The sequence below is a fragment of the Roseateles flavus genome, from assembly GCF_039872765.1.
Lineage (GTDB): Bacteria > Pseudomonadota > Gammaproteobacteria > Burkholderiales > Burkholderiaceae_C > Roseateles_B > Roseateles_B flavus.
In genome coordinates this window covers 690,814-707,474 of the sequence record NZ_JBDPZC010000001.1, presented here as the reverse complement: position 1 = coordinate 707,474, position 16,661 = coordinate 690,814, and the positions used below count along the sequence as shown (strand labels likewise).

The following is a 16,661-nucleotide window of genomic DNA, read 5'->3' as shown; positions in this document are numbered from 1 at the left end:
GCCCGCTCAATCCCTGCCCTGCAGGCGGGCCGTGAGCGTGCCTGTCACCAGCAGGGTGGCCGCCGTGCTGCCAAGCAGCCACAGCGCATCCCCCCAGGGCAGCAAGGCCAGGTGCAGCAGCTGGCGCAGGGCGGGCAGCCACAGCGCCACGCCCAGCACCAGCAGGGCAGCCGCGCTCACCGCCCAGAAGGTGCGGGCGGCCGGCCCCAGCAGGGAGCGCCAGCCCAGGCCCAGGCTGAGGTCCAGGCCCACCAGGCCCAGATTGCCCAGGGTCAGCGCCAGCAGGGCGAGGGTGCGGGCCTGCTCGGTCGAGCGTCCGACCTCCAGGGCCCAGGCATAGAGGCCCAGGGTTGCGAGCAGCAGGAGGGCGCCCTGCATCAGCGCCATCAGCAGCAGGCGCGGCGCCAGCAGGCCCTCGTCCCGCCGGCGCGGCGGCCGCTGCATCAGGCGCGGATGCTCGGGTGCGCCCTCGAAGGCCAGGGAGCAGATGGGGTCGATCACCATTTCCGTCAGCACCACATGCGCAGGCATCAGCAAGGGCGGCAGGCCCAGCAGCACGGGCAGCAGGGCCAGGCCCGCGATCGGCACGTGGATGGCGACGATGTAGGCCATCACCCGGCGCAGGTTGTCGAAGATGCGCCGCCCCATGCGGATGCCGCCCACGATGCGGCCGAAGTCCTCGTCCAGCAGCACCAGGCCGGCCGCCTCGCGGGCCACGTCGGTGCCACGCTGGCCCATGGCGATGCCCACGTGCGCCGCCTTCAGGGCCGGGGCATCGTTGACGCCGTCGCCCGTCATGGCCACGGTCTCGCCCAGGCGCTGGAAGGCCTGGACCAGGCGCAGCTTCTGCTCCGGCATGACGCGGGCGAAGACCCGCACCCGGCGCAGGGCCTGGTCCAGCGCGGCGTCATCCAGCGCGGCCATCTGCTCGCCCGTCAGCGCGCCGGCCTGCACCTCGATGCCGGCCTGGCCAGCGATAGCCAGTGCGGTCGCCGCGTGGTCGCCGGTGATCATCGCCACCTGCACGCCGGCGGCCCGCGCCTGCGCGACGGCCGCGGGCACGCTGGCGCGCAGCGGGTCCTCGAAGCCCAGCAGGCCCTGCCATTCGAAGCGATGGTCGTGGGCCTGCGGCGGCATCGCGCCGGGCCCGACCGGCCCGGCGGCCACCGCCAGCACGCGCAGGCCGGCCTCGGCCAGGGCCTGCACTTGCGGACGCAGCTCGGCCCAGCGGGCCTCGTCCAGGTGGCAGAGATCAGCGACCGCCTCGGGCGCGCCCTTGGCGGCGATCCAGCGCTGGCCGTCGGGTGCCGTCCAGACTTGGGAGAAAGCCAGCAGGGCCGGGCTCAGCGGGTACTCGTGCAGCAGCGTCCAGTCGGGATGCAGGTGCTCGGACCCCGCCAGGCCGGCATCACCGCGCCGCAGCACGGCCTGGTCCATGGGATCGGCGCCGCCGCGGCGCGAGGCCAGCATGCCGAACTCCAGCAGACGATGCAGCGCCTCGGGCAGGGCCGCCTCGTCGGCCGGCCCCTGCAGGCTGAGGTCCAGGCCAGGGACGCAGAGGCGCCGCAGGCTCATGCGGTTCTCGGTCAGCGTACCCGTCTTGTCCACGCACAGCAGGGTGGCCGAGCCCAGGGCCTCGATCACCGCCGGACGCCGCGCCAGCACCTGGATGCGCGCCAGCCGCCAGGCCCCCAGGGCCAGGAAGACGGTCAGCGCCATCGGGAACTCTTCCGGCAGCAGGGCCATGCCGATGGCGATGCCCGACAGCAGGCCCTGCAGCCAGTCGCCCTCCCGCCAGCCATGCCACAGCAGGAGCAGCAGGCTGGTGCCCAGCGCCGCGCCACCGAAGACCTGCACCACGCGGCGCAGCTGAAGCTGCAGAGGGGTGCTGCTGCTGTCGATGCCGGCCAGGGAGGCGCCGATGCGGCCGAGCTGCGTCCGTCGCCCCGTGGCGTCCACCTCCAGCAGCCCGTGGCCGGCCACGAGCAGGGTGCCGGCGTGCAGCCAGGGGCTGTCGTCGCCCCCGGGGGACGGGGCTGCACCGCCCGCATCCGTGGCCTGCCAGGGCCTCTTGCGCACGGGCACGGACTCGCCGGTCAGCAGGGACTCGTCAGCCGAGACGCCGGTTGCCTCGAGGAGCCGGCCGTCGGCCGACACGCGATCGCCCTCGCCCACGGCGACCAGATCCCCCGGCACCAGCTCGCTGGCGGCACGCCGCTGCCAGCGCCCCTCCCGCAGCAGGCGGACCTGCGGCTGGGCCAGGGAGCGCAGGGCGTCCAGGGCATGGGCGCTGCGCCGCTCCTGCAGCACCACCAGGCCCACCGTCAGCAGGGCGAAGAAGCTCAGCAGCAGGCCCTCGCCCAGGTCCCCCAGCAGCAGGTAGACGGCCGCAGCCAGCAGCAGGAGCAGGAACATGGGCTCGGTGGCCACGCTGCGCAGGGTCTGCAGCAGGCCCTGCTGCTCGCGGTCCTCGAGCACATTGGGGCCGAAACGGGCCCGACGCTCGCGGGCCTGGGCTTCGCTGAGGCCTTGTCGGGCAGGCGTGGCGGGGGTGGGCGTCATGGCGATGCTGGCGGCGGGTGATCGCCCGACTCTAGGGCAATCCGGCGCCCCGGCGTGTGACGCCAGACAAGCGCTTGACATGGCTCAAGCTGCGTCCGGCACTACGTGGCATGCTGGACCGCATCCGCCCTGCAGGCATCCTTGGGAGAGCCCCATGCAAGACCTGACCCCCCTGCCCCCGCTGCCCCGGACTGCCGCCTCGCGCCGCCGCCCCTTGACGGCCCTGGGCCTGTCGATCGCGCTGGCCCTGGCCGGCTGCGGCGTCACCGTACAGAACCGCCTGCCTGCCGAGGCCCTGGCGCGCCAGAACAAGGCCCCCGGCACCGTCTACACCGGCTGGCGGGTCTTCCAGGACAAGTGCGCCCGCTGCCATGGCGCCGACGCCAGCGGCAGCGCCCAGGCGCCGGACCTGAGCCTGCGGGTGCGCGACATGGGCGCCCGCCGCTTCATGGCCCTGGTGCTGAGCCGCTACGACTGGGCCCTGCCCGCCGGCACCGATGCCACCGGTCGCGAGGCCCAGCTCGAGGCCGTGCTGCAAGGCCGCCAGGGCGCGCTGACCATGCCCGCCTGGCAGGGCGAGCCGGTGGTGACCGCTCACATCGCTGACCTCTATGCCTACCTGGCCGCCCGCGCGGACGGCTCGCAGGGCCCGGGGCGCCCGGCGCCCTGACCCGCCGCCCGCGTTGCGATGCCGTGACAGTCCCAGGCGCGACGGCGGCTATGCTGCCGTCATCACCGCGAGATGATTCCGAGGAGGAACGATGCCCGCCAAGCGTATCCTGATCGTGGACGACCAGGCGGAGACCCGCAGGCTGGTCCGCTGGGGTCTCACGGACAACGGCTTCACCCTGCACGAGGCCGCCAATGCCGCCGGTGCCCTGCAGCTGGCCCGCGCCCTGCATCCCGACCTCGTGATCCTTGACGTGGTGCTCCCCGGGGACACCGACGGCCTCGCCCTCTGCCGCCAGTTCCGCGCCGACGCCGAACTGGCCACGCTGCGCGTGCTCATCCTCTCGGCCAATGCCGACCCCAAGGACCGGCTGGCCGCCCTGGACGCCGGCGCTGATGCCTACCTCTCCAAACCCTTCAGTCCGGTCGAGCTCGACCGGCAGGTCCAGGCCCTGCTGAGCAAGACCTGACCCCCATGCCGCGATTCACATCGCGCTGGCTGCTGCTGCGCCGTCCGGACGGCCTGGCGGCCACGGTGTTGCTGCTGGGGCTGGTCATCGCCGCCTGCTCGGGCATCTGGATTGAGCAGCGCGAGACCCGCAGCGCCCAGGCGCGCTTCGATCGCCTGGGCGAAAGAGTGGAGCGCGAGGTGGCGCGGCGCCTGCAGCTGCCGGTCTATGGCATGCACGGCGCGCGCGGGCTGTTCGCGGCCACGGGGCAGGTCACCCTGCCCCAGTTCCGGGCCTATGTGGAATCGCGGCAGCTGGAGCAGGAGTTCCCGGGCATTCGCGGCTTCGGGCTGATCGAGCGGGTACCGCATGAGGCGTTGGCGTCCTTCATCGACGCCCGGTGGCGCGAAGGCCAGACCGACTACGCCGTGCAGGACCTCGGACCGCCCGGCAGCCCCCATTACCTGATCAAGTACCTCGAGCCGCTGGCCCCCAACCGCCCAGCCCTGGGCCTGGACCTGGCAGGGGACGCCACGCGCCGCCAGGCCGTCGAGCAGGCCATCGACACCGGCCGGCCCGTGCTCAGCGAGCGGCTGGTCCTGCGCCAGGATGCCTCCCAGTCCGTGGGCTTTCTGCTGCTGGTGCCCTTCTACCGGCCAGGCAGCGACCCGCAGACCTCGGAGCAGCGGCGGCGGGCCCTCATGGGCCTGCTCTTCGCCCCCCTGGTCGCGCACGAGATGTTCGAGCAGCTGGGCTACGTCACCGACGGCCAGTTGGCCGTGTCCCTCTACGACGGCGAACAGGCGGACGCGGCACAGCTGATCCACCGCTCCGAGCCCGAGCTGGACGAGCAGGGCGCCGCCTTCAGGACCTGGCACACCCTCACCGTCGCCCAGCGCCGGCTCAGCGTGCAGGGCCTCAGCACGCCGGTTTTCGAGCAGTCCTCGGTGAGCATGGCCTGGACGGGCGTCGTCGTCGGGGGCGCCCTGCTGAGCGCCGCCCTCGCCTTCGCGACCTGGCTGCTGGCCTCCGCCCGCCAGCGCGCCGAAACCCTGGCCCATGCCATGACCGCTGATCTGCAGCGCCTGGCCCTGGTTGCCCGCGGCACCTCCAATGCGGTGATCGCCACGGACGCGCAACTGCGCATCAACTGGGTCAACGAGGGCTTCACCCGCATCACCGGCTACGACGCCGAGGAGGTCCTGGGCCGCACGCCGGCCGAGGTCCTCAGCAGCGGCCTGGCCGCGCCTGAGACCCTGCACACCCTGGCGGAGGCCGCGCGCGAGGGCAAGGGCTGCCGAGTGGAGATCCTCAACCGCCGCAAGGACGGCCGGCTCAACTGGGTGGACACCGAGCTGCAGCCCGTGCGTGACGAGGACGGCTCCCTGACCGGCTTCATCGAGATCGCCCTGGACATCACCGAGCGCAAGGCCGCCGCCGAACAGCTGGCGCGCGAGCAGCTGCGCCTGCAAAGCATCATCGACGGCACCGGCGCCGGCACCTGGGAGTGGGACCTCGCCCATGACACCGTGCGCTTCAACGAGGAATGGGCCCAGATGCTGGGCTACACCCTGGCCGACCTGGAGCCCATCACCAAGCAGACCTGGGAGCGCCTGACCCACCCCGGGGACCTGCAACGGGCCACGCGCGTCCTCAAGGACCACCTGCAGGGCGCGACGCCGCAGTACGAGACCGAGATGCGCCTGCGCCACCGGGACGGGCACTGGGTCTGGGTCATGACGCGCGGCAAGGTCGCCGCCCGCGACGCGCAGGGGCAGCCGCTGCTCGTCGCTGGCACGCACCTGGACATCAGCGGGCGCAAGCGCGTCGAGCAGGATCTGCGCAACAACGAGGCTGTCCTCGAGCAGGCGGGCCGCATCGCGGGCCTCGGCGCCTGGCAGCTGGAGCTGAAGCCGCAGCGCCTGCACTGGAGCGCGCAGATGTTCCGGATCCATGACCTGGACCCCGCATCGCCCCAGCCCAACCCCGAGGAAGCCCTGCGTTTCTTCGACGCCGAGACCCGCGCTCAGATCAACACGGCCACCCAGGCGCTGGTGAGCGAGGGAACGCCCCAGGACCTGGAGCTGCGCCTCCTCACGGCCCGGGGGCGCGAGATCTGGGTGCGCTCCGTGACCCAGCCGGAGTTCGATGGCGGGCGCGTGGTGCGCATCGTCGGCACGCTGCAGGACATCACCGAGCGGCGGCGCCTGGAGGACTCCCTGCGCCGCAACCACGACGTGCTGCGCAGCGTGCTGGACAACCTGCCCTGCGGCCTCAGCGTCTTCGATGCGCAATTGCATCTGGTCGCCGACAATCAGCTCTTCCGCGATCTGTTGGCCTTCCCGCCCCAGCTCTTCGAGGCCGAGCTGCGCGGCGAGCCGGTCCGGTTCGAGGAGATCATCCGCTTCAACGCGCAGCGCGGCGAATACGGCGAAAGCCAGGACCTGGAGGCCACGGTGGACGCCATCATCGAGCGGGCCCGCCAGCCGACCCTGCACCAGTTCGAGCGCACACGGCCCGACGGCACGGTGCTGGACATCCGCGGCGCCCCCATGCCCGGCGGCGGCTTCGTCACCACCTACATCGACGTGACCCAGCAGCGCCACGCCGCCCAGGAACTGGCCAAGGCCCTGCTGCTGCAGAAGGCCGTGATGGACGCCTCGAGCAAGGTGGCCATCATGGGCTCCAACCGCCAGCGCATCGTCAACGTCTTCAACAAGGGCGCCGAGCTGATGACCGGCTACAGCGCGGCCGAGATGATAGGCAAGGCCAGTGCCAGCACCCTGTTCGATCCCGCGGAGCTGGAGGCCTACGGCCGCGAGATCTCGACGCAGGTGGGCGAGCCGCTCAGCGGATTCGCCGCCCTCGTGCACCCCTCGCAGCTGGGCCGCGAGGTGGAGTGCCACTATGTGCGCAAGGACGGCAGCAGCTTCCCGGCCCTGCGCGTGGTCACCGAGATGCGCACGCCCGACGGCGAGCTCTTCGGCTACCTGGGCGTGGGCTTCGACATCAGCCGCCAGAAGCAGACCGAGGCCGAGCTGCGCGAGGCCACCGCCACCGCCGAGGCCGCCAGCGCCGCCATGGGCCAGTTCCTGGCCAATATGAGCCACGAGATCCGCACGCCCATGAATGCGGTGCTGGGCCTGCTGCAGCTGCTGCAGCGCACGCCGCTGGACGAGCGCCAGCGCGACTACGTCAGCAAGACCGAGCGCGCCGGGCGCTCGCTGCTGGGCCTGCTCAACGACATCCTGGACTTCTCCAAGATCGAGGCCGGCAAGATGCAGGTGGACAGCCACCCCTTCTCGCCCCAGACCCTGCTGGACGACCTGCGCGTCATCCTCACCGGCAACGTGCGGCACCGGCCGCTGGCCCTGCACTTCGAGCTGGACCCGACCCTGCCGCCGGCCCTGCTGGGCGACAGCCTGCGCCTGCAGCAGGTGTTGATCAACCTGGGTGGCAACGCGATCAAGTTCACGCCCGAGGGTCAGGTGCAGGTGAGCCTGCGGCGTGAGCCGCCCCTGGCCGGGGACCCGCCGGGCAGTGTGCGAATGGAGTTCCGGGTCAGCGATAGCGGCATCGGCATCGATCCGGCGCATCAGCAGAAGATCTTCGAAGGCTTCACCCAGGCCGAGGCCTCGACCACCCGTCGCTTCGGCGGCACCGGTCTGGGTCTGTCCATCAGCCAGCGCCTGGTGCAGCTGATGGGAGGCCAGCTGCAGCTGCACAGCACGCCGGGCCAGGGCAGCGAGTTCTTCTTCAGCCTGGCCCTGCCGGAGGCCGACCCCGCCCAGCTGCCCGCGCCCACGCACAGCGCCGCGCCGGTCGGCAGCTCGCGGCTGCAGGGACTGCGCCTGCTGGTGGTCGAGGACAACCGCATCAACCAGCAGGTGGCCCGCGAGCTGCTGGAGGACGAGGGCGCCCGCATCGAGGTGGCCGGCAACGGCGCCCTGGCCCTGCAGCGCCTGGCGGAGGACGCCGCCTTCGACCTCATCCTGATGGACGTGCAGATGCCCGAGATGGACGGCTACACCGCCACGCGCGCCCTCCGCGCCGACGCCCGCCTGGCCCATCTGCCCGTCATCGCCATGACCGCCAACACCATGGAGAGCGACCGCGAGGCCGCGCGCGCCGCCGGCATGGACGGGCATGTGGGCAAGCCCTTCGAGCTGGACGAGCTGGTGGCCGTGATCAACCGCCGCCTGGGGCGCATGCCGGCCACGGACGCCCCGGTGGTGGCCGCTCCGTCCGGCACGACCCAGGTACCGCCAGCACTGCAGGCCCGGGGCCTGGCGCTGGGCCTGGATCTGGCCGACGGCCTCGCCCGCCTGATGGGCCGGCCGGAGCGTTACCTGCGCATCTGCCGGGGCTTCGTGGACGATGCCGCCGCCCTGGCACCGCGCCTGCAGCCGCTGCTGGACGCCAGCCGCTGGACCGACGCGGCCGCGCTGCTGCACGGCCTGCGCGGCCTGGCCGCCACCGTGGGCGCGCGCCGCGTGGCCGATCTGGCCTTCCGCTGCGAGCAGGACTTCAAGAAGGGCGAGGCGCCGCCGCCGGCGGAGGTCCAGGCCCTGCTGCAGGCGGCCACCCTGGCCGGGGAGCTGCTGCCGCTGGCGCAGGCTTTGCAGGCATCTGCGGGACCGACCAGCGAGGCAGCGGCCGCCTTCGATCCGCAGCCCTTGCGTGAGGCCCTGGCCACCCTGCGCGCTCGCCTGGCTGAATCCGATATGGCAGCATTCGACCAGCTGGAGCAGCTGCGTCCCCTGTGCGAGGCGCGGCCCGAGCTGGCCGAGCCCTTCGATGCCCTGGACCGATCCATGGCCCTCCTGGATTTCGTGAGCGCTGACCACAGCTGCGCGCAGATGCTGGACGCCCTGCCTCATGACTGAGCGCCTCTTCGACTTCAAGCTGCCCCTGGACCGCAAGCCGCGCCTGCTGCTGGTGGACGACCTGCCGCTGAACATCCAGGCCCTGCACCAGGTCTTCGCGGCCGACTGCCAGGTGCTGATGGCCACCAGCGGCGAGCAGGCCTTGGCACTGTGCGCTCGCCAGCAGCCCGACCTCATCCTGCTGGACCTGATGATGCCGGGCATGGACGGCTTCGAGGTCTGCCGCCGCATCAAGGCCGATCCCGCCCTGGTCGACATCCCGGTGATCTTCCTGACCGCCGACCAGGACGAGGCCACCGAGGAGCGCGGTCTGGAATGCGGTGCCGTGGACTTCGTCACCAAGCCCTTCCGGCCCTCGGTGATGCGCAGCCGGGTCAAGACCCACCTGACCCTCAAGTTCCAGACCGACCTGCTGCGCCAGCAGGCCCTGATCGACGGCCTGACCGGGCTCTACAACCGCCGCTTCTTCGACACGCGGGCCCAGGCGGAGCTGCAGCGCGCCCAGCGCAACGGCAGCAGCCTGGCCCTGATGCTGGTCGACGTGGACTTCTTCAAGCGCTACAACGACCACTACGGCCACCTGGCCGGCGACGACGCCTTGCGCGCGGTGGCCACGGCCCTGCGCGGCCAGCTGAGGCGCCCGGGCGACCTGGCCTTCCGCTACGGCGGCGAGGAGTTCGCCGTGCTGCTGGCGGAGACCGGGCTCGAGGGCGCCCGCCTGGTCGCGCAGGCTCTCGAAGCCGCGGTGCGCGCGCTGGCGATGCCGCATGCGCGGTCCGAGGCCGCGCCGGTGCTGAGCGTCAGCATCGGCGGCGTCTGCAGCACGGCAGCGCAAGACCTGACCCTCGCCGACTGGATGCTGCAGGCCGACCAGCAGCTCTACCTCGCCAAGGCCCAGGGCCGCGCGCGCGCCCTGGTCGAGCCTCTGGCCGCGCCGGGCACTGGAGACGGGCGCGGGCTCAGCCTGCGGCCGGCGTCGCCAGCCGGCCACGCAGCCAGCGCATCAGACGGCCGATGAGCGGCAGCTTCTCGTAGAGCTCCTCGGCGGCATCCCAGTAGTCGCGGTGCGCCAGCACCTGGCCCTGCGCCCCATAGCGGATGCAGCTGGCGCCGTGGATGTGCCAGGTCTTGCCCCCAGCCTCGCGACCGAACTCGAAGTCCCAGGTGATGAAGGCCATGTCGCCCTCGGTGACGGTGTGCTGCACCGTGAAGCGCGGGGCCACGAGCACCTCGAACATGTGGCCGAAGATGCGCTGGATGGGCGCGCGGCCACGGACCTCGTTGAAGGGGTCCTTGAAGGTGGCGCCCTCGTCGTAGAGCTGCATCAGCGCCGGCAGCGTCGAGGGGCTGAGGGCCTCGTAGGCCTGCACGAGGCGGGCGGTGCGGGGATCCAGGGACAGGGCGGACATGGGCGGTCTCGTCAGTGGGGCGGTGCTGCGGCCCGGGCCTCAGGCGCCGGTGGCACGCCGGACCGCAGCGAAGTACCAGGCATCCGGCAGGAAGCGCAGCCAGCGCATCCAGCGGGTGAAGCGCCGGGGGAAGTGGATCTCGAAGCGGCCCTGCGCCCAGCCGCGCAGCATCTCCTGCGCTGCCTCTTCGGCACTGATCAAAGCCGGCATCTCGAAGTCATTCTGCCGCGTCAGGGGCGTGGCCACGAAGCCGGGGTTGACGATGGACACGCCCAGGCCGCGCGGCCGCAGGTCCAGGTGCAGGACCTCGGCCAGGTTCTGCAGCGCGGCCTTGGTGGGCCCGTAGGCCAGGGCCCTGGGCAGGCCGCGGTAGCCCGCCACGCTGCCCACGAAGCTCAGGTGCCCCGCACCCGCGGCCAGCAGGGGCGGCAGGATGGTCCCCAGCAGGTGCAGGGCGCCGCGGTAGTTGACGTCCAGGTGCTTCTGCAGCTCGACGGGGTCCAGCGCCGTCGCATGCTGCGGCCGGTAGTGGCCGGCGCAGTAGACCACCAGGGCCGGCGCGCCGCCCGCCCAGGCCAGCACCTGGGCCGCGGCCTGCTGCAGGGATTGCGCATCCGTCACGTTGAGCGGCAGGGCATGGCTGCCGGGGTGCGCCGCCGCGAACTCACGCAGGGCCCGCTCGCTACGCGCGGACACGATCACGCGAGCGCCCTCGCGATGCAGCGCCTCGGCCAGCGCCCGGCCGATGCCCGTGGAGGCGCCCACCAGCCAGACCCACTGGCCGGCCCAGTCGCGCAGGGGCGGGTTCAGCGGCATGTCGTGGCCCCCGGCTCGTCCTTGGTGAACACCAGGGTCACGTCGCCCAGGTGCAGGCCCCACTTGCTCATGGCCGAACGGTTGAGCACGGTGCGCTCGTCCATGCGGAACATCCAGTCGTCCAGAGCGACCTCCCAGACGCGACCGTCCACAGGCAGGGCCAGGGTGTACTTCCACTGGAAGGCATTGCCTGCCTGCGCGCCGCGGGCTTCGCCCACGACATCGTCCGCCTGCCCGCTGTAGCGGCCCTGGCCCAGGTGGCGCAGGCGCCAGACGCGGCGCTGGGTGCTGCCGTCGCTGTAGGTGAAGTGCTCGTCAAGCGTGCCCTCCTCGCCCTGCCAGCGGCCTTCCATGCGCACGTGGAAGCGCTTGACGACGCGGCCGGCGCGGTCCGTGAACAGCCCCTGCGCCTGCAGGCAGCCCTGCAGATAGCTGCGCAGGTCCAGCGTGGGCTGCTCCTGGGCATAGTCCTGCACCTGCGGGCCGGCGCAGCCGCTGAGGGCGGCCGCCAGGACCAACGGCGCGAAGAGGCTGAGGGGGCGCTTGAGCTTCATGTGGTCGTACTCCAGGAAGGGTGGGCCCGCTCCAGCCGCCATAGCAGGGCCAGCGCAAGACCCTTGAGCGCACAGGGCAGGCCGGCGTAGGCCCAGGCCAGGGTGTCCAGTGCGGCGGCATCGCGCGTGCCGGGGGCATAGCCCAGACTGCCCAGCGCCGGCAGCGCCAGGCCCGCGGCCAGGGCGAGGTTGAGCTTGCTGGCGCAGGTCCACCAGCCGAGGAACTGGCCTTCCCGGCCCGGGCCGTCAGGATGGCGATGGATCAGGCCGGTCAGCAGCGCGGCGGGCAGCGCCAGGTCCGCCCCCAGCGCCAGCCCGCTGGCCAGGCACACGAGCAGAAAGGCGGGCGCATCACCTGCGGCCAGCCAGGGCGTGGCCGCGAAGCCCAGCACGCTGAGCGCCATGCCCGCACGCCAGGCCGGGGCCAGGCCCACGCGCGAGGCCAGCGCTGCCCAGGCGGGCAGGCCCAGGGCGCCAGCGGCGAAGTAGGCCAGCAGCAGCGCCGGCTGCCATTCGGCGGCCATCAGCCGGTCGCTGACGAAGAAGGGCAGCAGCGTGGCGGGGATCGCACTGGCCGTGCCATTGATCAGGAAGACGGCGAGCAGGTGACGGAAGTCGGCCTGCCGCCAGGGCGAGCGCGGCCTCGCGCCGTGCCGGGCCGGCGGCAGGGACGGCGGGGTCGGCGCCGCCAGCCTGTGCAGGCCCCACAGCCCCACGACCAGGGCGCCCGCCAGGACCAGGCTGCTGCCGCCCGTGCCCAGCCACCAGGGCAGGCCGCTGGCCACCAGCACGCCCAGCAGGGTGGCGCCCTCGCGCCAGGCGGTGACCCGCGCGCGCCAGGCCACGCTGCCGCCCCAGCGCGTGCCCCAGCCCTGGTGCAGCAGGCTCAGGGCGCTGAAGGCCAGGGTGCAGACGGTCAGGCTGGCCATCAGCCAGACCCAGGCGCGGTGCCAGTCGCCGGCGGGCGGCTGCCACAGCGCGGCAAAGGCCAGGGCGAGCATCAGGGCCAGCAGGGCCGCCGCACGCCAGGCGGGCCCGGCCCCTCGCTGCAGCAGGCCGTCGGCACGCCGGCCGAGCCAGGGGTCGACCACGGCATCCAGGGCCCGCAGGCCCAGCAAGGTGGCGCCCAGCACGCCCAGGGGCACGCCCGCCTGCGTGGCGTAGTGATGCGGCAGGCTCACGTAAAGCGGCAGGGACACGAAGGCCAGGGGCAGGGCCAGCGCGCCGTAGGCCAGGCCCTGACGCCAGGCCAGCGACGCCACATCGGCGCCGGCGGGCCTCGGTTCGAGCGAAGGGCGGGCCGCGTCCATGGACAGGCTCAGCCGGGCAGGCCCAGCAGCGACTGGCGCAGAGCCGGTGCCGAGCTCTGCGGCGCCAGCCAGATGCCAAAGAAGAGGCGCGCATAGAGCGGGTCCGCCAGCTCCGCGGTCGGCCGGCCGTTGTGGAAGAAGCGCACGCCGCCCTGGCCGTCATGCCAGCCCAGCAAGCGGTCGCCCGGCTTGACGTCGGGGAAGGCCTTCCTCATGAGGGCCAGCCATTGCTGGGCCTGCGCCTCGCTGAAGGAGCCCACGCGGCGCATCTCGGCGATGGAGCGCTCGGCGATGGCACCGCCCTCCAGGCGCCGGTCATAGCTGAGCACCAGGCCCAGGCGCTGGCTGGCGTAGTCCTCCGGCGTGAAGGCGGGCAAGGTCCAGAGTCGGGCCTCGTAGACCCGCAGGCCGAAGAAGCGCAGCACGCCGCTGCCCCGCAGGCGCGCCTCGGGCAGCAGGGGCTGGAGCTCCTCGGGCATGGCAGGCGGGGCGGTCGAGGCCGGGCCGGCAGCAGCCGGGGGAGCGGGGGAAGCGGTGGTGGCCATAAGCGTCCAGGGCATCGAGCAGAGTGCCGCACACAGCGCACGGCGGTGCAGGCGGCGGGGGTTCATGGGGCGGGCTTTCTGAGGGTGAACTGCATCACATCGGTGTTGCCGGTGTCGAAGGCAGCTTCGCAGTAGGCCAAGTAGAAGGTCCAGATCTTCTCGAAGCGCGCATCGAAGCCCAAGGCACGGACCTGGGGCAGCGTGCGCAGGAAGTCGGCATGCCAGCGGCGCAGGGTCTCGGCGTAGTCGCGCCCGAAGGCCAGGCGGTTCTCGACCACGAAGCCCGCGCGGCGCGCCTCCGCCTCGAAGGCCGAGGGGCTGGGCAGCAGGCCGCCGGGGAAGATGTACTGCTGGATGAAGTCCGTCGAGCGCAGGTAGCGCGGGAAGAGGTCGTCGCGAAGGGTGATGCTCTGGATGCAGGCATGGCCGCCGGGCTTGAGGCAATCCCACAGCGTCTGGAAGTAGCCGCGCCAGTATTCATGACCCACGGCCTCGAACATCTCGATGGAGACGATGGCATCGAAGGGCTGCTCGCGGTGCTGCGCGGGCAGGTCGCGGTAGTCCTGGTAGCGCAGGTCCACCCGGTCCTGCAGGCCGGCCGCGGCGATGCGCTCGCGGCCCCATTGCAGCTGCTCGCGGGACAGGGTCACGCCCGTCACCTCGGCACCGAACTCGCGCGCCGCCAGCTCGGCCAGGCCGCCCCAGCCGCAACCGATCTCCAGCACGCGATGCCCCGGCGCCACCCGCGCCTCGCGCAGGGTGCGGCGCAGCTTGGCGTCCTGCGCGTCGATCAGGGCCACCTCGCGGGGCTCCCGGCCCTCGAACCAGGCGGCGCTGTAGCTCATGCCCGGGTCCAGCCAGAGGCGGTAGAAGTCATTGCCCAGGTCGTAGTGGGCGTGGATGTTCTTCTCGCTGCCGGCCCGTGAATTGCGCTGGCGCAGGTGCTTGAGGCGGTACAGCAGACGCCCCCACCAGCGGCCGTAGACCAGCTGCTCGATGTGCTCGCGGTTGACGATGCACAGACGCAGCAGGGCGGCGAGGTCGGGCGTGTCCCACTGGCCGTCGATGAAGCTCTCGGCCAGGCCGATGTCGCCGGCCTTGAGCGTGCGCTCGAAGACCTGCCAGTCGTGCACCACCAGCTGCGCCCGCAGCGCAGCCTCGCCGCTGTGGCTGGGGTTGCCGAGCAGCAGCGTGTCGCCGTCGGGCAGCTGCAGGCTCAGCTGGCCCTGCGGCAGGCGCTGCAGCAGGCGCAGCACGCGCCGGGCCGTGGACGGGACGGTCGCGCGGCGATGCACGGCCGCGCTGTTCAGGAAGGTCTCTTGGCTCATGGTCATCGACTCACCAGTTCAGACGGGGCGGATGGCTTGGAGAAGAAGGGCACGCGCTTGCACAGAAGGCGCAGCGCCTGCCAGTGGATGCGCAGCACCACGCCGAAGGTCATCAAGGGCAGGCCCCAGAAGGCACGACGGACGGCGCCGGGCGTGAGCGGCTGCAGCAGGCCGGCCTGGCTGGTCTGCAGCAACAGGCCCTGGGCATCGCGCAGGTCCACGGCGGCCCGGCACCAGGCGGGCTGCCCCTGCGCATCCAGGCGCCGGTCGAAGCGGAAGGTGTAGTCCCCCTCGACGCGGCAAAACGGCGAGACATGGAAGACCTTGCGCGCCGACTGCGGCTGCCCGAAGGCCAGGCCAGGCCCGTCCAGCAGATAGACGTGACGCTCACCGAAGGTGTTATTGACCTCCGCCACCACCGCGGCCAGGCTGCCGTCTTCGCGGTGGGCGTACCAGAAGCTCACAGGCTTGAAGGCAAAGCCCAGCACGCGCGGGAAGGTCTGCAGCCAGACTTCGCCGGTGGCGTCGGACACGCCTTCTGCCAGCAGCAGGCGGTCGAACCAGGCCAGGGCATCGCCGCCGCCGTCGCCATGGTCCCGGTCGTGGAAGCTCAGCAGGCCGCGGCGGTTGCGCCGCAGGGCGTCACAGGGCCTGGCGCGCAGCTGGCGCAGAGGCAGCAGCAGGAAGTAGCCAGGGTAATGGAAGGCATGCAGGGCCGGCCGCAGGCGACGGTGCCACACCGTCCCCAGGCCCAGCTGGGCGCCGGGCGGGCTCATGCAGCCCCCCGTTCCGCCAGGGCGTCGCGCCGGGCCAGCTTGGCTTGCACGGCATCGGCCACCTCGAAGCCCGAGCGCAGGCCGTCCTCATGGAAGCCATAGCCGCTCCAGGCGCCGCAGAACCAGGTGTGACGCTGGCCCTGCAGCTGCGGCAGCCGGCCCTGGGCCTGCATGGCCGCCCGGTCGAACACCGGGTGGGCGTAGCTGATGCGGCGGTGGACCTGGCGCTCGTCGATCGGGCGGGCGGGGTTCAGCGAAACCACCACCGGCTGTGCCCAGGGCAACGGCTGCAGGCGGTTGAGCAGGTAGTGCAGGCAGACCTGGGCGCCCTCCCGGCCGGCCTCGGCCGCGCGCTCGTAGTTCCAGGCGGCCCAGGCCAGACGGCGCCGCGGCAGCACTGAGGCATCGGTGTGCAGCACGGCCTCGTTGGGCTGGTAGCGGATGGCACCGAGCAGGGCGCGCTCCTCGGGCGTGGCGTCGTCGCCCAGCAGGGCCAGGGCCTGGTCGGTGTGGCAGGCCATGACCACGGCGTCGAAGGACTCCGCCCCCTGCACCGTCAGCACCCGCGCCCCCTGGGCCTGGCGCTGCACGCCCAGCACCGGCATGTTCAGGCGGGCGTCGTTCAGGCGCTGCAGCAGCTGGCGCACATACTGGCGCGAGCCGCCGCGCACGGTGTGCCATTGCGGGCGGTCGTTGACCTGGATGAGCCCGTGGTTGTGACAGAAGCGGATCAGGGTGCGGATGGGGAAGCGCAGCATCTGGTCCGTGGGGCAGCTCCAGATGCAGCCCACCATGGGCAGCAGGTAGTGGTCCTGGAAGGCACGATCGAACTGATGCCCGGCGAGGAAGTCCTCGATGGTGCCGTCCAGCTGGACCTCGTCCCCGCGGACGGCCAGGTCCGTGCAGAGCCGGTTGAAGCGCAGGATCTCGCCCAGCAGGCGCCAGAAGTCCGGCCGCAGCAGGTTGCGGCGCTGCGCGAAGACGGTGTTGAGCGAGCTGCCGCTCCACTCCAGGCCCTCGCGGCCATCGCTGTGGGGCACCTGCACCGAGAAGGACATGTCCGAAGCCGCCGTCTCGACCCCCAGCGTCTGGAACAGCTCGGTCAGCAGGGGATAGGTGCGGTGGTTGAAGACCAGGAAGCCCGTGTCCACGCCATGGCTGACGCCGTCCAGGCACAGGTCCACCGTGTGGGCGTGGCCGCCGAAGTGGCTGTCCGCCTCGAACAGGGTCACGCGATGGGGCGCGCCCGGCGCGCTCAAGCGCCAGGCGGCCGCCAGACCCGCCACCCCGGAACCAATGACTGCGATGCGTCGCATGGGCCTGCTCCCTGTTGCAGGACCGCCGGCTGTACCCGGTC

Annotated in this window: 13 protein-coding genes; 4 read left to right on the top strand and 9 right to left on the bottom strand. The window is 72.3% G+C overall.

All coding sequences use genetic code 11. The features are described 5' to 3' along the window. Positions 1–6: 6 nt before the first annotated feature. Positions 7–2,562 (bottom strand): cation-translocating P-type ATPase, encoded by a 2,556-nt coding sequence (locus ABDJ40_RS03180; RefSeq protein ID WP_347605958.1) that lies wholly within the window; start codon positions 2,560–2,562, stop codon positions 7–9. Positions 2,563–2,716: 154 nt separating this feature from the next. Here ABDJ40_RS03180 and ABDJ40_RS03175 point away from each other — a divergent pair, with 154 nt between their 5' ends. The 4 genes from ABDJ40_RS03175 to ABDJ40_RS03160 all read left to right on the top strand — a co-directional run bounded on the left by ABDJ40_RS03175 (position 2,717) and on the right by ABDJ40_RS03160 (position 9,584). Next, complete coding sequence (locus ABDJ40_RS03175; RefSeq protein WP_347605955.1) at positions 2,717–3,232, top strand: c-type cytochrome; 516 nt, start codon at positions 2,717–2,719, stop codon at positions 3,230–3,232. A gap of 91 nt (positions 3,233–3,323) precedes the next feature. After that, positions 3,324–3,701, top strand: a complete 378-nt coding sequence (locus tag ABDJ40_RS03170; RefSeq protein WP_269631875.1) for a response regulator — start codon at positions 3,324–3,326, stop codon at positions 3,699–3,701. 5 nt (positions 3,702–3,706) lie between these two features. Then, entirely contained in the window at positions 3,707–8,566 is a 4,860-nt protein-coding gene (locus ABDJ40_RS03165; RefSeq protein ID WP_347605951.1) for a PAS domain S-box protein, read from the top strand. Continuing rightward, positions 8,559–9,584, top strand: coding sequence for a diguanylate cyclase (locus ABDJ40_RS03160; RefSeq protein WP_347605949.1), 1,026 nt, complete (start codon positions 8,559–8,561; stop codon positions 9,582–9,584). Before ABDJ40_RS03165 ends, ABDJ40_RS03160 begins: the two co-directional genes overlap by 8 nt. Here the strand turns inward: ABDJ40_RS03160 and ABDJ40_RS03155 are convergent. From ABDJ40_RS03155 to ABDJ40_RS03120, 8 genes are all read right to left on the bottom strand, one after another. After that, positions 9,526–9,975, bottom strand: coding sequence for a nuclear transport factor 2 family protein (locus ABDJ40_RS03155; protein ID WP_347605946.1), 450 nt, complete (start codon positions 9,973–9,975; stop codon positions 9,526–9,528). The genes ABDJ40_RS03160 and ABDJ40_RS03155 overlap by 59 nt on opposite strands. Positions 9,976–10,014: 39 nt before the next feature. Continuing rightward, positions 10,015–10,791 (bottom strand): SDR family NAD(P)-dependent oxidoreductase, encoded by a 777-nt coding sequence (locus tag ABDJ40_RS03150; protein WP_347605943.1) that lies wholly within the window; start codon positions 10,789–10,791, stop codon positions 10,015–10,017. Further along, the gene (locus ABDJ40_RS03145) at positions 10,782–11,345 is read right to left on the bottom strand and encodes a DUF3833 domain-containing protein (protein WP_347605940.1); all 564 of its coding nucleotides are present in this window, start codon (positions 11,343–11,345) and stop codon (positions 10,782–10,784) included. The genes ABDJ40_RS03150 and ABDJ40_RS03145 overlap by 10 nt, the downstream gene beginning before the upstream one ends. Then, positions 11,342–12,655 carry an MFS transporter gene (locus tag ABDJ40_RS03140; protein WP_347605938.1) on the bottom strand — a complete coding sequence of 438 codons (1,314 nt, stop codon included), beginning with the start codon at positions 12,653–12,655 and terminating at the stop codon, positions 11,342–11,344. Before ABDJ40_RS03140 ends, ABDJ40_RS03145 begins: the two co-directional genes overlap by 4 nt. A gap of 8 nt (positions 12,656–12,663) precedes the next feature. Beyond that, positions 12,664–13,134, bottom strand: coding sequence for a chalcone isomerase family protein (locus ABDJ40_RS03135; protein ID WP_347607346.1), 471 nt, complete (start codon positions 13,132–13,134; stop codon positions 12,664–12,666). 128 nt (positions 13,135–13,262) lie between these two features. Beyond that, positions 13,263–14,534 (bottom strand): class I SAM-dependent methyltransferase, encoded by a 1,272-nt coding sequence (locus ABDJ40_RS03130; RefSeq protein ID WP_347605935.1) that lies wholly within the window; start codon positions 14,532–14,534, stop codon positions 13,263–13,265. After that, positions 14,531–15,304, bottom strand: coding sequence for a DUF1365 domain-containing protein (locus ABDJ40_RS03125; RefSeq protein WP_347605932.1), 774 nt, complete (start codon positions 15,302–15,304; stop codon positions 14,531–14,533). The genes ABDJ40_RS03130 and ABDJ40_RS03125 overlap by 4 nt, the downstream gene beginning before the upstream one ends. Beyond that, positions 15,301–16,620, bottom strand: a complete 1,320-nt coding sequence (locus ABDJ40_RS03120; protein WP_347605929.1) for an NAD(P)/FAD-dependent oxidoreductase — start codon at positions 16,618–16,620, stop codon at positions 15,301–15,303. Before ABDJ40_RS03120 ends, ABDJ40_RS03125 begins: the two co-directional genes overlap by 4 nt. Positions 16,621–16,661 lie beyond the last annotated feature (41 nt).

Excerpts from the sequence above, each read along its gene's own strand:
- ABDJ40_RS03150 (WP_347605943.1), bottom strand. The coding sequence starts at position 10,791 with ATGCCGCTGAACCCGCCCCTGCGCGACTGGGCCGGCCAGTGGGTCTGG.
- ABDJ40_RS03145 (WP_347605940.1), bottom strand. The coding sequence starts at position 11,345 with ATGAAGCTCAAGCGCCCCCTCAGCCTCTTCGCGCCGTTGGTCCTGGCG.
- ABDJ40_RS03160 (WP_347605949.1), top strand. The coding sequence starts at position 8,559 with ATGACTGAGCGCCTCTTCGACTTCAAGCTGCCCCTGGACCGCAAGCCG.
- ABDJ40_RS03175 (WP_347605955.1), top strand. The coding sequence starts at position 2,717 with ATGCAAGACCTGACCCCCCTGCCCCCGCTGCCCCGGACTGCCGCCTCG.
- ABDJ40_RS03165 (WP_347605951.1), top strand. The coding sequence starts at position 3,707 with ATGCCGCGATTCACATCGCGCTGGCTGCTGCTGCGCCGTCCGGACGGC.
- ABDJ40_RS03140 (WP_347605938.1), bottom strand. The coding sequence starts at position 12,655 with ATGGACGCGGCCCGCCCTTCGCTCGAACCGAGGCCCGCCGGCGCCGAT.
- ABDJ40_RS03120 (WP_347605929.1), bottom strand. The coding sequence starts at position 16,620 with ATGCGACGCATCGCAGTCATTGGTTCCGGGGTGGCGGGTCTGGCGGCC.
- ABDJ40_RS03125 (WP_347605932.1), bottom strand. The coding sequence starts at position 15,304 with ATGAGCCCGCCCGGCGCCCAGCTGGGCCTGGGGACGGTGTGGCACCGT.
- ABDJ40_RS03135 (WP_347607346.1), bottom strand. The coding sequence starts at position 13,134 with ATGCCCGAGGAGCTCCAGCCCCTGCTGCCCGAGGCGCGCCTGCGGGGC.
- ABDJ40_RS03155 (WP_347605946.1), bottom strand. The coding sequence starts at position 9,975 with ATGTCCGCCCTGTCCCTGGATCCCCGCACCGCCCGCCTCGTGCAGGCC.
- ABDJ40_RS03130 (WP_347605935.1), bottom strand. The coding sequence starts at position 14,534 with ATGACCATGAGCCAAGAGACCTTCCTGAACAGCGCGGCCGTGCATCGC.
- ABDJ40_RS03170 (WP_269631875.1), top strand. The coding sequence starts at position 3,324 with ATGCCCGCCAAGCGTATCCTGATCGTGGACGACCAGGCGGAGACCCGC.
- ABDJ40_RS03180 (WP_347605958.1), bottom strand. The coding sequence starts at position 2,562 with ATGACGCCCACCCCCGCCACGCCTGCCCGACAAGGCCTCAGCGAAGCC.